Annotated in this window: 11 protein-coding genes; 2 read left to right on the top strand and 9 right to left on the bottom strand. The window is 57.3% G+C overall.

Features of this window, described 5'->3' with window-relative positions; translation table 11 throughout:
• Window positions 1–2: 2 nt before the first annotated feature.
• The 4 genes from P0120_17565 to P0120_17550 all read right to left on the bottom strand — a co-directional run bounded on the left by P0120_17565 (window position 3) and on the right by P0120_17550 (window position 6,004).
• Window positions 3–1,292 (bottom strand): TolC family protein, encoded by a 1,290-nt coding sequence (locus P0120_17565; protein ID MDF0676120.1) that lies wholly within the window; start codon window positions 1,290–1,292, stop codon window positions 3–5.
• A 604-nt stretch (window positions 1,293–1,896) separates the two neighbouring features.
• Window positions 1,897–4,578: a heavy metal translocating P-type ATPase gene (locus tag P0120_17560; GenBank protein MDF0676119.1), complete on the bottom strand. Its 2,682-nt coding sequence runs from the start codon at window positions 4,576–4,578 to the stop codon at window positions 1,897–1,899.
• Between the two features lie 198 nt (window positions 4,579–4,776).
• On the bottom strand, window positions 4,777–5,334 hold the full coding sequence (locus P0120_17555) for a sigma-70 family RNA polymerase sigma factor (protein ID MDF0676118.1): 558 nt from the start codon (window positions 5,332–5,334) through the stop codon (window positions 4,777–4,779).
• A gap of 16 nt (window positions 5,335–5,350) precedes the next feature.
• Entirely contained in the window at window positions 5,351–6,004 is a 654-nt protein-coding gene (locus P0120_17550) for a thioredoxin domain-containing protein (GenBank protein MDF0676117.1), read from the bottom strand.
• Window positions 6,005–6,532: 528 nt separating this feature from the next.
• Between P0120_17550 and P0120_17545 the strand changes: the two genes are divergently transcribed.
• Window positions 6,533–6,700: a hypothetical protein gene (locus P0120_17545; GenBank protein ID MDF0676116.1), complete on the top strand. Its 168-nt coding sequence runs from the start codon at window positions 6,533–6,535 to the stop codon at window positions 6,698–6,700.
• A 905-nt stretch (window positions 6,701–7,605) separates the two neighbouring features.
• On the opposite strand, the gene P0120_17540 is transcribed toward P0120_17545, so the two are convergent.
• The 4 genes from P0120_17540 to P0120_17525 form a co-directional block, all read right to left on the bottom strand.
• A complete protein-coding gene (locus P0120_17540) occupies window positions 7,606–7,911 on the bottom strand; it encodes a hypothetical protein (GenBank protein ID MDF0676115.1) in 306 nt (101 codons plus the stop codon).
• Window positions 7,912–8,394: 483 nt separating this feature from the next.
• Window positions 8,395–8,613 (bottom strand): helix-turn-helix domain-containing protein, encoded by a 219-nt coding sequence (locus tag P0120_17535; GenBank protein ID MDF0676114.1) that lies wholly within the window; start codon window positions 8,611–8,613, stop codon window positions 8,395–8,397.
• A gap of 613 nt (window positions 8,614–9,226) precedes the next feature.
• Window positions 9,227–10,102 (bottom strand): energy transducer TonB, encoded by an 876-nt coding sequence (locus P0120_17530; GenBank protein MDF0676113.1) that lies wholly within the window; start codon window positions 10,100–10,102, stop codon window positions 9,227–9,229.
• Between the two features lie 745 nt (window positions 10,103–10,847).
• Window positions 10,848–12,236 carry an IS1380 family transposase gene (locus tag P0120_17525; protein ID MDF0676112.1) on the bottom strand — a complete coding sequence of 463 codons (1,389 nt, stop codon included), beginning with the start codon at window positions 12,234–12,236 and terminating at the stop codon, window positions 10,848–10,850.
• 401 nt (window positions 12,237–12,637) lie between these two features.
• Here P0120_17525 and P0120_17520 point away from each other — a divergent pair, with 401 nt between their 5' ends.
• Window positions 12,638–12,805, top strand: a complete 168-nt coding sequence (locus P0120_17520) for a hypothetical protein (protein ID MDF0676111.1) — start codon at window positions 12,638–12,640, stop codon at window positions 12,803–12,805.
• A 204-nt stretch (window positions 12,806–13,009) separates the two neighbouring features.
• Here P0120_17520 and P0120_17515 read toward each other — a convergent pair whose 3' ends face one another.
• On the bottom strand, window positions 13,010–14,536 hold the full coding sequence (locus P0120_17515; protein MDF0676110.1) for a hypothetical protein: 1,527 nt from the start codon (window positions 14,534–14,536) through the stop codon (window positions 13,010–13,012).
• Between the last annotated feature and the right edge of the window lie 211 nt (window positions 14,537–14,747).

The raw sequence follows: 14,747 nt of genomic DNA, 5'->3' as shown, positions 1-14,747 counted from the left end.
TCTTAGCTGCTCCCATTCAGGTCAGTTCCGATTACCTGTTCGAGTTCCGCGAGACGACGCTCCCGCTCGACCAGCGCTCGGTAGTACTCCTCTTGATACCCTCGCCAGGCCCGCTGGGTATCGATAAGATCCAGGAACCCTCCCGTTCCCGCACGATATCCCGCTCGCGCCGATTCAAGGTTCTGTATGGCCTGAGGCAGGATCGTGGTGTGATACAACCTGGCCACCTGCTCACTCGCCCGGACCTTGGCCAAGAGGTCGTTGACCTGAAAACGAGTCAGATTTTCCAGTTGGTGCTGTTGTGCCCGCGCGGCTGCGACCGACGCGGCGGCTTCTTGCACGCCGGCGTCATACTTCGGTTTGGTCCAAAACGCGAAGGGGACGGTCATCGCCACGTAGGCTCCGAATCCGTCGTTGGCCTGAAAGTTTTGGAAACGCTGAAACATCACGTTGAAGTCCGGATAGTACTGACGCTGGGCGAGCGCGCGCGACTGTTCACCTTGTCGGACCGCCAGTTCTGCGGCTTTCAACTCCGGTCTGGCATTCAGGGCAAGACGGTGCAGATCGGTGATGGTGGTGTCGAGCGGTATCAGCGATGGCTCCTGAGGAATGCCGAATGGTGATCGAGGGTCTCGGTCCAGAATTGTATTCAGCAGCGCTGCGGCGGTCTCTCGACTCTGTTCCAGAACGGGAAGTTGCTGGTGCAACACAGACAGCTCGACCTGGGCCTTGAGCACATCAGCCTGTGATCCTTTTCCCGTCCGGAACTTCGCGTTCGCAATCTCGATGAACTGCCTGAGCAATTCGGCCTGTGCATGATGAATCTGGATCGTCTTGTGCGCGAGAAACAGTTCATAGTAGGTCTGCTTGAGACGGGCGACCAATTCTCGTTCCTTCGCACGCAACACCTGCTCGGTCATCTCGGCCGACCGACTCGCGATTTCGCTTTTCAGGGCCAGCTTGCCCGGGAATGGGAGATTCTGCGAGAGACCAAAGATACTATTCTGCGTCTGGATGACGTTGAAATTCTGAGGGAAATTCCACAAGTGGACAGACAAAGTGGGGTCATCCAGAGACCGAGCCTGGGCAATTCGATTCGTGGCCGCCTCCCATTGCTTGCGCGCGGCCACAAGTTCCGGGTTTCTGGCCAAGGCTTCCTGGATCAAATCTGGTAGCGCCATGGACGATTGTGCAGTCTGATCGGCGGCATGGACGACCTGGCGTCCATCCATCGCGAACGTCACGATCAAGATTGTTATCGCGGGTAGTAAGAATTGAATTGAACGAGTCATGGGATGGTCCTCCTCAAGAACTTTCCTGCCCACAACTGTCGCGGATCTCGGACCTCGTCTTGTTACAGAGGAAGCGGCGGGATGAACCGAGATCCAGCGCTGGGCAGATCACACGATGATGAAACGGAATAAGGAAGAACCGGGTAGATCAGATACGAAGCACTGTGCTTGGAAGCGACTGATGAGGAGGAGAACTCGATTCGAGAGAGTGATATGGACTCGAAATCCGTACGAGTCGACAGCTCACGGGTGAAAACGCAGCCGGCGCCTGGTCTGCCGCTGACCAATGATGGTCGATGCGCAACGAAGACGACTGAGGGGAAGACTCAACGCCTAGAGTTTTGAAGGCGTCGCACAACAGCCGGACCGGCTGCTCCGCGGGGGTTGAACAGCCGTTTGCCATCGAGACATCAGTGGTTCCCGAGAACGGCAGGAGACAGGCGTATGCATTGAAGCTGAACGCCAGCAGGAGTACCACGATGGTTACAGCGAGAACGGATCGGGAATGATACGAACTTAATCGCATGGGGTAAGTCTATGCTCCCGTCAACTTAACGTCAATGGCATTTCTCATACATCCGTACTCCAGTACTCGCATCAAACGTTACAGAGACACGTTCCGTAATCGCAGCGCATTCGCGATGACCGACACGGAACTGAACGTCATCGCCGCGCTCGCGATCATGGGACTCAAAAGGACTCCGACGAACGGATAGAGGACTCCAGCTGCGATCGGCACGCCCAGCGTATTGTAAATGAAGGCGAAGAACAGATTCTGGCGAATATTGCGCATCGTGGCGTGACTCAGTCGCCGCGCGCGTGCGATGGCTCGAAGATCGCCCTTCACGAGCGTGACCCCCGCGCTTTCCATCGCCACATCGGTTCCCGTCCCCATCGCAATCCCCACCTGCGCCTGCGCCAAGGCCGGTGCATCGTTGATCCCGTCTCCCGCCATGGCCACAACGTGCCCTTCGTCCTGGAACCGCTTGATGACCGCCGCCTTTTGCTCAGGTAAGACATCGGCCTGAACCTCGTCGATTTGGAGCCGGCGCGCCACAGCCTCAGCGGTCGTCCGATTGTCGCCGGTCAACATCACGAGGCGCAGGCCCTCACGGTGCAACAAGTCGATGGCTTCCGGCGTGGTGGACTTGACTGGATCCGCCACTCCCAGCAGCCCAGCCGGCTTACCGTCGATCGCCGCGAACATGACGGTCTGGCCCTCTTGCCTAAGTGGTTCGGCCTGGACCAGCAGCGGTTTCGTCTCGATCCCCAGCTCGTTAAGAAGCAACAGGGTACCGACGGCCACTGCACGATCTTCGATCATGCCGGTGATTCCCTTCCCCGTGACAGAACGAAAGTCCTCTACCTTCGATAGCAGAATCCCCTTGTCCCGAGCGCCGGATACAATGGCCGACGCCAACGGATGCTCACTGTTCTGTTCCAGGCCAGCGGTGAGCCGGAGCAGCTCCGCCTCACTAAAGTCAGGCACAGGGGCGACGGTGATTAAGCGCGGTTTGCCCTCCGTCAACGTCCCGGTCTTATCGACCACCAGAACATCGACCTTGGCCAAGGTCTCGAGCGCTTCGGCATTGCGGATCAGCACCCCTGCTGTTGCGCCACGACCAGTTCCGACCATGATCGACATCGGTGTCGCGAGCCCCAAGGCACAGGGGCAGGCGATGATCAACACCGCCACGGCATTCAAGAGAGCGTAGGCCATCCGAGGTTCCGGGCCGTACAGCGCCCACAGCACAAAAGTGATGGCGGCGACCAAGATGACCATCGGCACAAAGTAGGCGGCCACGACATCAGCCAATCGTTGAATCGGCGCGCGCGTGCGCTGCGCCTCACTGACCATGCGCACGATCTGCGAGAGCAGTGTCTCGCGGCCAACTCGCTCAGCCCGCATGACGAAGCTCCCCGTTCCATTGACGGTGGCTCCCACCACTTTCTGGCCCGGCTGTTTCTCCACAGGGATCGACTCGCCGGTCACCATCGATTCGTCGACAGCGCTCGCACCTTCCAGCACAACCCCATCGACGGGAATCTTCTCGCCCGGTCGCACGCGCAACCGATCGCCGACCTGAACCTGTTCCAACGGAATATCGTCTTCACGACCATCCAGTCGGACGACGCGAGCGGTTTTCGGAGCGAGCCCCAAAAGGGCCTTCAGGGCACTACTGGTTCGACTACGTGCCCGCAGCTCCAAGACTTGCCCTAATAAGACCAGGGCGATGATGGCGACGGCCGGCTCGAAGTAGACGGCTAGCTCACCGCCATACACACGGAACGAATCGGGGAACAACTCGGGGACAAGCGTGGCTGCAACGCTGTAGAGATAGGCCGCACCGGTGCCCAGACCGATTAAGGTAAACATATTCAGATGACGGTTGACGATGGAAGACCAGGCCCGTTCAAACAGCGGCCGACCGATCCAGAGCACAACGGGCGTGGCCAGCAGGAACTGAAACCAGATCAATGCTCCTCCGGAGAAGAGGTGTTGTAACGGTTGGCTCGGCAACATCTCGGAAATCATCAGGGCAAAAATTGGAGCGCCAAGAATGACGCTCTGCCAGAACCGGCGGGTCATATCGACCAGCTCCGGATTGGTTTCCTCCACCGTCACCGCGCGCGGCTCTAACGCCATCCCGCAAATCGGACAATTTCCAGGCTCGGCTTGCACGATCTCCGGATGCACCGGACAGGTGTATTCGGTTCGGGTATCAGGAGCGGTTACATCGGCCGGCTCCAATGCCATACCACACACAGGACAAGCCCCGGGTTTGTTTTCGAGCACCTCAGGGTCCATCGGGCAAACATACTTGACGGCTCCGCTGGCTGATATAGGTGCTAGTTTCGGAACACGCCGTTCCGGTGGACTGAGGTAATACTCGGGATCAGCTCGGAATTTCTCAAGACACCTGGCGGCGCAGAAATAGTATTTCTTCCCGCGATACTCGTACGAACCGGCGGCCGCGTCTGGTTGTATCGTCATCCCGCACACAGGGTCGATTTCACCGATTGCCGGCTCCGGCTGAGCCGGCATCATCATCGGCAATGGTTTTTTCTTGCTCAGTGAAATGAGGTCGGCCGGCGCCGGTTTCACGAACCGATCTGGATCGGCCTTGAATCTGGCGAGACAGGATACCGCACAAAAATGGTACGTCTTGCCTTCGTAGTCGTAATGCCCTGCCGCAGTAGTTGGGTCCACCGTCATCCCGCATACCGGGTCGATCTCCGATCCGGCGCGCGAAGGGATTTGGATCATCGGTATCTGGCCACTCATATCGTTCTCTCCTAGATGATGACTCCCACAACAGCCGCCTCTCGATCGATCGGCCATGGTCCGTCTCCTTTCATCTTATCCGGTCTGCTTGCTCAATGTCGCCTTCACCCTTAAGGACGGACCGAACCGCCAAATATTACAGAGCGCTGATGGGCACAATGAAATAGATCAGAAATAAGGCAGAAACAGGCGGGACAGTCAGCCGCAGGTACAGTTCAAACAGCCATGTCTACTGCAAATGCCGCAAGCGTCTTCCAAAGAAGCGCGTAAGGACTGACGAGCTCTGTGCAAGCGAACCGTAAGATTGTTCCGCGAGATCTTGAGCCCCTTCGCGACCTGTGCCGGTGATTCGCCATTGAGATCGACGCGTTTGATGAGTTCGGCATAGTTTCCATGGAGGCTGGGCAGAAGAGCGTGAAGGCAGGTGCAAGCGGTGGCCTGTAGTTCGTCCAATGGCGGCTCCTGATGACTGCTCGAAATGGTCAATTCCCGCTGTAAAGCCTCATTTCGACGAGCCTCGGCTCCGTGAGAGCGATAGTAATCGGCCACCGCGTGCCGGAGAATTCGATAAAACCAGGCGAGCACGCTGTGCTCGTTATTCAGCGAGTGGGAACGCTCGACCGCTCTGGTGAGGCTTTGTTGCAGGATATCGTCCACGATACCTTCATCGCCGACTCGACGGCGGACAAATTGCCTGAAGGCGGACTCGTGTTCCAAAAGTCGTTGAATGACCCCCCTCGTGGTTCCCTCCTCCATCCTAACTCCTCACGGATCACTTCTTTGCGTCGGCATCGAGGATGCTCCGGATGATGGTTACAACGTTTTCAGGCGTCATGTTGGCACCATCGACTTTGATGTTCCCGTCCAGCAGTAGCGACGGTGTAGACGACACCTTGATCCGCTCTCCCCATCGACGACCTTCTTCGAACAACCTGGCCGGCTTTCCACTCTCCAGCCCTGCTTCGAACGCCGCGACGTCCAAGCCGGCTTCTTTGATCAGCAAGGCACGTATGGAGCGATCCAGCACACCGTCAACCTTGTCCTTGTGGATCGTGCGGAACAAGATCGCCCGCATTTGGTCGCCTTTCCCCATCATCTTGGCCTGTTCATACATATCAAACGCGGTCGGCAGCTTCCCCGGGATGACGGGGAATCCGACCATCGTGATGTCCACCTTGTTTCCGAACTCTTTCAGGAGGAGCGGCACCCCGGTTTCCTCGAAATGATGGCAATGCGGGCAGTAGAAGTCCGCAAACTCGACGACCTTCACCTTCCCCGGCTGATGCGTCGACGGCTCGTCCTTGAGTATTTCGAATTTTCCCTTCAATTCTGGTTTGGCCGCCATCGCGTTGAACGGCACGGTCAGCAACCATACGGCTCCGACCAGCACGACAAGTCTCCTCATCCACTTCTGCGAACGATTCATCTGATTCTCCTTTCCCGGTAATTGCCCGCTGTCATTATAGCGGATGATGAGGTTCATTGCCGTTTGTTATAATCGCGCCATGCTGAAACTTCGGTATGCGTTGATGACGTCGATGCTGTTGATCGCGCTCGGCTGTGCATCGAAGGGCAAGCAGGCCGACCAACAGTCTGCCGGCACTCCTCAAATCACCTATACGCAGGTGAAAGCGGCGCCGAAAACATTCAACGGGCAGTCAGTACCTTTCCGGGGGGAAGGTATTGGGTGCGAGACGATTGAAGAGGGGAACCAGGATCGAAATTCTGCAACTGCCCCTACCCCTTCATCTCAGCCAACGATGGGCCTTAGCAAGTCTGAAGGCCGTTCGTGGCCCTGCAGAGAGAATTTCTTGACCCGGCGACGGTCCCGCCCGGCACATTTATGACCGTTACAGGAGAGCTGGATGGCTCAGTAACCTTTTCTGGAACGCATTGATCGTCCACTAGGGTTGGAGATCCTACCGCCTCACGCGACCTCGGTTCTGCGGCGCCAGTGACTATCCAGCCTCGCTGGCTACCGCCGCTGGGGGTCACGGACAGTGGTGTCGTGCTCGGAACGGTCGACAATCCTCACCCGACCTGGCCTTCACAGGAAGCCTATCGACAGGCGCTGACGCGTTGCTTGATCGCGCGCGGTTATCAGATCCGCGGTTGGCAGTAATAAGTCTTCGCTTCCACCAATGCTATGTCCCACTGAAACATATCCTCGTGCAAGGCGGGTTTGACCTGAGCGACAAACGCAAGCGCCAAGCTGACCACCACTGCATACATGCGCAATGAATGTCACCGACGGGAGAGAGGAGGCGATCACCATCCGGCAATGTCATAGCTCATTTATGACCGTTCGTATGCCGCCAAGCAACCCTCCATCTCGCCAGCATGAAAAAAGTGCGGGGCGAAGGAGGAGGCAGCAACCTTCACCCCGCGCTTGGTCCGAGCCGGAGGGTCGCCTGCTCGGACAACACACAACGATTTTCGTTGTTACGTGGATGCGCCGAAGCTCAATAAGCAGAAGCGTGTAGAGTGAACCTATTGGCTATCGCTTATCCAAGCCTGGCGAAGAGAGTGGATGGAGGGGCACGAGTCTGAGCGCCGGACAATGGTTGCAAAAGACACAATCGACTGAAAGTGATATCGCCAGGCCCGCCCATCAGGTCCGTGGCAGTCGGCGGAGACCCGCTTCCTTCGGCAGCATCTGTTGTTGCCTGGCAAGCCCATGCGCAGAGTAAGTTCTTATCGGATGATCCTTCCTCACTATGATGGTGCTGATGACTCTGAGACCGGTCCGCATGAGTCAGTGTGCACCATGTAGCCATCACGAGCAACGCGCCATAAACCATGGTCATGAGCCCGGCAAGGCTCAGACAACATCGGGATGCACTGGAATGAATACACCTCACTACTCTGTTATCTCCCTTGCATGGCTGATGACGTGCCGTTTACCGATGTTTGCTCACCAAGGCGACAATCAGATCAATAAGAGTGGCGGATGGCTCATGAGAGCTATGAGCGTTTTGTGCTCAAGCTGATGACCTTATCACGCACACTCCCAGCGACACTTCTTGTCTATTTCTGCTTCTCCTTCGACTGCTTTGCCCCCATCTCAGCATGAGCGATGGATTCTTCTGCGTGTTTGATGGCTTCTTTGGCATGCTCCAACGCCTCCTTGGCATGCGCATCGCCGGTCCCCTTGACGGACTCTTCGATGTGGTGGATTGCTTCCTTCGTATGCGCGATTCCTTCCTTGGCGTGCTTGATCACTTCCTGAGAATGCTCATCGCCTTTCCCGGCCAGCGACAACGCCGGCATCAAGGTCAATCCACATACGAGCACAAATACGCCGATCATGTTGCCCGTTCTTGTCCGTGTCATGAAACATTCCTCCTTGGCAAGATATGAATGATAGTCGCCCCGCTCTCTTTCCTCTCGACTCGCCTCTCATAGCCCGGTTCCGGTTGAACGCTCAACGCGCGCGCCGTATCCGACAACACCATCGACGCACCTTGCGACAGAAAAATGCGGGGTAGAGGTTGAGGGTGCAAACCCGCGCCCCGCGATGGTCCAAGAGAGGAGGCCGTCAAACTCGGACCCTGCTCTTGATCGACAATGAACGCCCGGCCTCTCATCCGCACACTTTACTGCTACGTCTTTGATGCTCAGCCGTCTACTGATCGTTGCCGACCGATGCTACAGAATATCCCGACCCGGCAGAGAGCGGTCGGCACCGCGATCGGCTCACATAGCATAAGGCCAAGCATATTGGACGACTTCTTTGCGCCCTTCCATAAATCACATCTCCTCAGCCTTTAGGTCCGATGACGGGCGTCCCTCGGGCCGACGGATGGCAATGGTGTGTCACGGCGTACGGTGACGGATGGAGCCAGACAACGTGCCGTCACTGAGGACCTCGGTCTTCTGGATCAAGCATTGAACCGACTCATTAAAAATGCGCAGACTGCCCTTCCCGATCTTGGCCCCCCGCAACTTGCCCTCTTCCACCCATCGGTAGATCGTCCATCGGCTTACACTCAAATATTCTGCCGCCTCGTCTACGCGCAAGAGTGATTTGTTCATAACGACACCTCCGTTGAGTTGGTCATCCCGCCCATGGAAACCCCGTCTCTGTCCCGCGCTGCACCACAATCGCAAGCACATATGCTCATGGAGAAACAGCTGTCAGTTCAGACATGATTGCCCACTCCTCACTCAAGCAGATTATTGAAGGGACACAGTACGACGCACAGCCCTGCTGGGCTGCCGACGCCGGTAACTGCATACGACCGATTCGAATCTAGAGGAGGGTCACTGAGGAGGCGCTCGGGAACGAGAAACATCGGACAAGAGAAGGGCTTGTGATAGTGCAGTCACCAACCGCTGCATCGCCACCAAAATAAAGCCTGCGAGCACTGGCGCAGCAGTCGGAAGACTGACCGTCGGGTTGACTTGGCAAGCCCAGGCACAAAGCGTGGAGTGCCCGGCATGAGACGGAGCGTGGTGAGCATGCCCGTGCTCTTCTCTGGGCATGAAGAGACAACCTGCTGCCCCCAATGCGAGGGCGGTGTAGAGCAGAACTATCCCAACGACACATGGTGCGAACCAACGTTTCATTTCATACCTTCAAGAACATCCCGCACCGGGGCGACCGATCCTTCACTATCTATAATGAGTTTCAGCTTCACTCCATGCACTAATTGGCTAGACTATACACGATCGGAAGACTCACGACGATCTGCGGCTTTCCGATGGCATGCTTCATATGGAGTGGACAGGCCAATTTCACCGTCTCGATCGCCGCGTCATCAAGTACGCTATGTCCAGAACTCTTCTGGACGGATACGTCGGCCAAATGGCCGTCCGATCGAATGATGGCTTTCAAGACCACTTTCCCTTCTTGGCCGTTCATGCGAGCCTGATTCGGATAGCGCTTGAGCTCGGCCACCCGCCGCCACAGCGACTCGGCCAACCACCGATGATCCACCTTCGTTTCCGGACCGGGCGCCGGAGCCTTAGCCACCTCCACCGGCGCGGTATCCACGCGAGCTTCCTGTGACGAGGATTCTGCAGGTGCCTCTTGTTGGGTGACAGCCTCATGCGATGGCGTAGGAGCTGCTGCAACCGCAACTGGTTCCTTCGTCTCTACGGCAGGCTCGACCTTCGATTCAGCGCTCTCGACAATACGTTGTTCCATCGGTTCTTCGCGAGGCTGAGGGCTTTCCACCTTCTGTTCGAGCGTTTGTACCGGTTCGATCGTCGGTGGCGGCGGCTCGATTTTCTGCTCCAATGGTCTTACCGCCTGAGATGCCTCTGTCACTCGTTTGAGACGTGGCTGAGGCATGACCTTCGCCGATAGCTGTTCCGGCGTCACGACTGATTGAGCTTGTTCCGGGATGGATTCAGACTTCGCCGACTCCACCAACGCCACGTCCCACTGGAACAAGTCCTTCTGCAAGACTGGTTTGACCTGTGCGGCAAAAGCCAGTGCTAAGGCAACCACCACTCCATGCAGGGCCAGCGAAATGCCCCAGGCTGGAACAAAGAATCGGTTTTCATCTGTCGATGTCATGCTTTTCCTTTGTGGAATACGCTCATAGGTTTGATGGAACGAAGCCTGACCAGCGGCTTGACCACGCCCAATCTGGGCTGTTGATTCCACTTCAGCTGTCCCTCGAACACCCGCTGACTTTTGATCATGTCTCCTGAGAAGTAGTTATTAGGGGGCGTTTACGGTTAACAGGCCCTTTGGCGAGGCCCATTGTTCAGAGCCGACGATGACAACATAGGTGACCGATCCACACGACACATCTGTCGTCCAAACGCCGGACATCGAGAAGAAGACCCCTGTGAGACCGAGAATCAACCTGAACATGAACCGTTTCATCTCCGCAAGGGACTGCGGATCCTTTCTGCAGATTCACCCATGTTTCCGGTTCTACAACCTACGAATGAGTTGTAGACGGACCAGGATGCTGCTTTGGGCCGGTCACCAATAAAAACTAGGGAGAGTCTGCCTGAATTAAAACGACAGCACGGTCGAGAACCGTACAGGCGGTACACATCCAAGAACAGAGCAGCGTCCCGTGTGTTGCAGATTGATGTTGCGCATGGTGTCCGGCGTGTTCAGCTGCTTGAGCTTGGGCCAAACCGCCGATTGCAAGAAAGCAGAGTACGAGTGTGATTGAGAAGAACTTCCTAAAAGCGTCAGTCATCGAAGGCCTGCTCACAAGACCGAGGCAATAAATACAATGGATACAAGAAGAACAGATACTAGGTGAGCAGGACAATACCTGTCAAGCGTCCCTATTCTCCGGCTAAGCGGAGCTGAGAGCCAAGATTTTGCTCCGCGCCAGAGCCATGAGGGCCTGCTGGACTGTGGACGTGAGCCGTAACAGCGTGCGCCGGGCATGATGAACGACTGTCCCGACCGTATTGAACACCAGAAACCGCAACCGCTTCGGCCGCGCCTCCGACAAATCTCTGGGTAAGGCCAGGCGCTTCAACGCGCTGAGCAGGTTGTAGGTCAGGATGTTGAGCCGGAACCAGGCGGCGTTGGCGCCGAACTTCTGGCTGGGGAGCGCCGCAGCCGCCAACTCGTTCTTCAAGACATGATGCACATGTTCGACGGTGCCGGCTTTCTCCCGGTGCCAACGGATCAGGACGAGTCCGTCCCCCTCCCGGTTCGTCACGATCGCGAAATGCTTCACGGTGCTGCCATCGGCAAACAGGTCGCTCTGCCGCTTGCGGACCCGCACGGCTAGATACCGGCGCACACAGGGCCGATCCTTCCGATAGTCCTTGTCATCAGGCACGTACGGCACCTCGGCCCACTCGCGGATCACGTCCGGCTCGTCGCGGTCTGACTGCCAGGCGCACTCTGGTAGCCGCGTGATCTCGGCGTGTAGTGGCGGACTCATGTCGGCACTGATCGCATAGCCGATTCTGCGCGCGGGCTGCTCACACCACGCGAGCACCTCTTGCTCATACAAGGCGCTATCGCCTCGGACGAAGGTCTGCGTGATCCCCGCTGGTAGGCTCGCGACGGCCCGCTCCAGGACCCGCACGTTGCCGCACCCCGCCGGCACATTCCCATCTCGGAATTCATCGTGCACGATCAGGTCCTGCTCGGCCCAGACGACGATGACAGGTTGATAGCCCCGCGAGCCCTCATACGTCACTGCCGCCGTGCGCTTGTGGGCTTCCAGAATCGTGGCATCCACATCCAGCGTCGCCGTGCGTTGCGGCGCCTGGTGCTGGACAGCAGCGAGGACTCGCCGATTCGCGGCCCCGACGCCCGCCAGGGGCGCCGACTCCTCAGGGATGGCCGTCTTCTCGCCGGTGCGCCACAACGGAGGATGCTCCCCATGAAACGCCTCCAAGAAGTCCCGTATCGTAGTGGCCGCAGGCAACTCGTAGCCCAGCAACGTCGCCAGCGCGACATCCGTACGCAGCGTCTTGAGGTCCTGGCAACGATCCCCGCCCGCCGTCCATAGCGCGAGCAGCGTTTCCACCAACTGCGCGGGCGCCAAGCCGCGCTGGCGCTGCTTGATCCGGACCTGGGCATTGATGCTCTGCGCCACTCCCATGCGGCGAAACAGTTCGATCACCAGCGGCACCCCCGCATGCGCAGTGACCAGCGTCGGATCAATCCGGTCATCAATCTCGAACGGTAGCCGAGGACGTTCAGACGGCAGCTCAGGCATCGGCCTCCTCCTTGGTTGGTGATGCACCCACTGGGTGAACCATCACGCAATGTCGATGCCATACAGTTTCTCGCTCGTGAGGCGCTCAAAAACAATATTGGGAATTCTGGTCTCGTGCTTAGCTGGAGATTAGGGAGCGTGCCGTCACGCCGACAGAGAGTCGAGTGTAGTCGCCGCCATTGCGACCAGTCAGGTCAAGGGATAGAATACATTCAGGAATCATGTGGATACCACTTCGATTCACAACGCTCACTTGTCTTTCCTTGATTGCGGCCTGCACCTCAGTCCACCATCAACCACAGCCGATTCTTGAACGCAGTGATCGTACACTAGCGGTCGGAGATGCTACTGCCTCACGTGATCTCAGCGCCTGCCGCGCCGAGGTCCGTCAAGCGGCGCCCGTGAGTATCCAGCCTCGCTGGCTACCGCCGCTGGGGACCACGGACAGTGGTGTCGTGCTCGGAACGGTCGACAATCCTCACCCGACCTGGCCTTCACAGGAAGCCTATCGACAGGCGCTGACGCGTTGCTTGATCGCGCGCGGTTACCAGATCCGCGGTTGGCAGTAACCACATCGTGCAACCCCTGACCTCACCAGCATGAAAAAAGAGCGGGGCGAAGGAGGAGGCAAGCAACCTTCACCCCGCGCTTGGTCCGAGCCGGAGGCAGCCTGCTCGGACAAAATCCATACCCAAATCAACCAACGCTTCGTGTTGCTGCTGATGGGCGATCCATCGATGAAGCCTCGATAGACCGCCCCATCCGCACCAAAACTAGTTACTTGCCTGGTTGCCCGATGTGGCAGCACCAGGCTGATACACCAATACTGCTCCCGGATTTGTCCCGACAGTCACGTTCTCTTTGATCGCATTATCTGTCGCATTGATGATGGACACCGAACCAGGAGCACCAAAATTTGACACCACAACGTATTTGGCTTGACCTGCTCCTTGTGCCAACACATCCATGCTATGCCGCCCTGTTTGCAACAGGGAAATCTCTCCGTTAGGAAGGAGCGTCAGAGCCGGAGGTGTCGCGCTGAGGGTCGACGAATCATACGCAAAGAGGCGATCTTTCTTCGTCACTGTCGCCGCTGTGGAATTTCCGACTAAGAGGTAGAAGCGGCTTCCGTCGGGGGAGAATTTGAACAACGAACCCCCAGTTAGAAATGTCCCGGTCGATGTCCCATCCAGTTCCGGAGCGTTCAAGTCTGCTACGACCGGGTTCGTGGTGCTGAGATCGATGACGCCCAGCTTCAACGCCTGTGGAGCTATCGTCTCTCCGCGCAGCATGAGAAACCTTCCATCAGGGCTGATTCCATACGACGTGTACGGTGTGCCGGCGAGATCGAAGGTTTTTGTGATGGCACGTGTCGTTGGATCGATTTCTGCGATTTGTCCATATCCTTCTTGAATGCTGTAGACCTTCTTCGTGAGTTTCGACCAGCGAATCCCATGGGGTCCAGAGCTATTGGGTGTGAACGGAGTCGTCAAAGGAGTGAGCGACTCATCATTACAAGGGGTCGTCTCCTTGGTTGAATTGCATAAATCTATGCGCGCGATCATCTTAAGGTAATCCGCCGATGACTCCTCATCATCGATCACGGCGATTTCACCACCGACTTCGCTGGAAACGAAGGCCCGCTTGGGAAGTCCTGCCCCTGACGAAAATGCCGTGACCTTGTGGCCGTCGGCCAACACACAAATCGTTCGCTGTACCGCGGGTGGGTTTGCACCAGGCCCAAGATGGGAGTTGTGCATGACGGTCACGGATCCACCTGTTTGCGTCCCACAGTTCACCAGATCGTCACCGGGCGTCGTGGCTCCTGGGACATTGTCGCCATCGTTCATGCTCCAAATCACCTCGCCGTCGTTCGTATCTCGGTAGATATGGACCGGTCTGGTGCCGGCCGGCAGATTGACTTCATGGACCGGCGTCGCCGCCGTCAAGGGATCGATCGTCGCAACCTTGTTGGCGGCTGTGAGATTGACGAAGAGCCATTCTCCGTCTGAGTACTGCATATCCCCCAAGGCGACATTCTCGAATTCCGCCGCGGGAATTGTGTTAACCACGGCATTCCCTGAGTCGCCTTTCAACGCAACACTGGTCAATGTCTTGTCACCTGTGTTGTTCACGAACGCAATCGGCCCGCTGCTAAGTCCGGCACCGCCGCTTGGCGCCGGTGTTCCCGTGGTCGGAGTGGATTCCCCTGAACTGCACGCAGCAAGGCCGATCAACGCGAGTCCCAACGCGCCAGTTGTGACACTGGGTAGATAACTGCCTCTCTTCATAGCTTCCATGGACCGTTCCTTTCTCGTTAGTGTCGCTTACTAAATAATGACGGGAGCGCATCCGGCTCCCTGAGTGAACATGTTCTATACGGTCTGAAGCACATCTTGCGGCGGGCCACGAGGCGGGAATTCCTCTTCAGGAACAGTATCCCGTAGAGAAATGTGACCGAGGCTCCAGACGCGGCTCACGCGAATATCGGCAGAGACTTCCCCCTGTCCA

This window comes from Nitrospira sp. (assembly GCA_029194675.1).
Lineage (GTDB): Bacteria > Nitrospirota > Nitrospiria > Nitrospirales > Nitrospiraceae > Nitrospira_D.
Note: the sequence above shows the minus strand (reverse complement) of the source record. Positions and strands in the feature narration are given on the sequence as shown.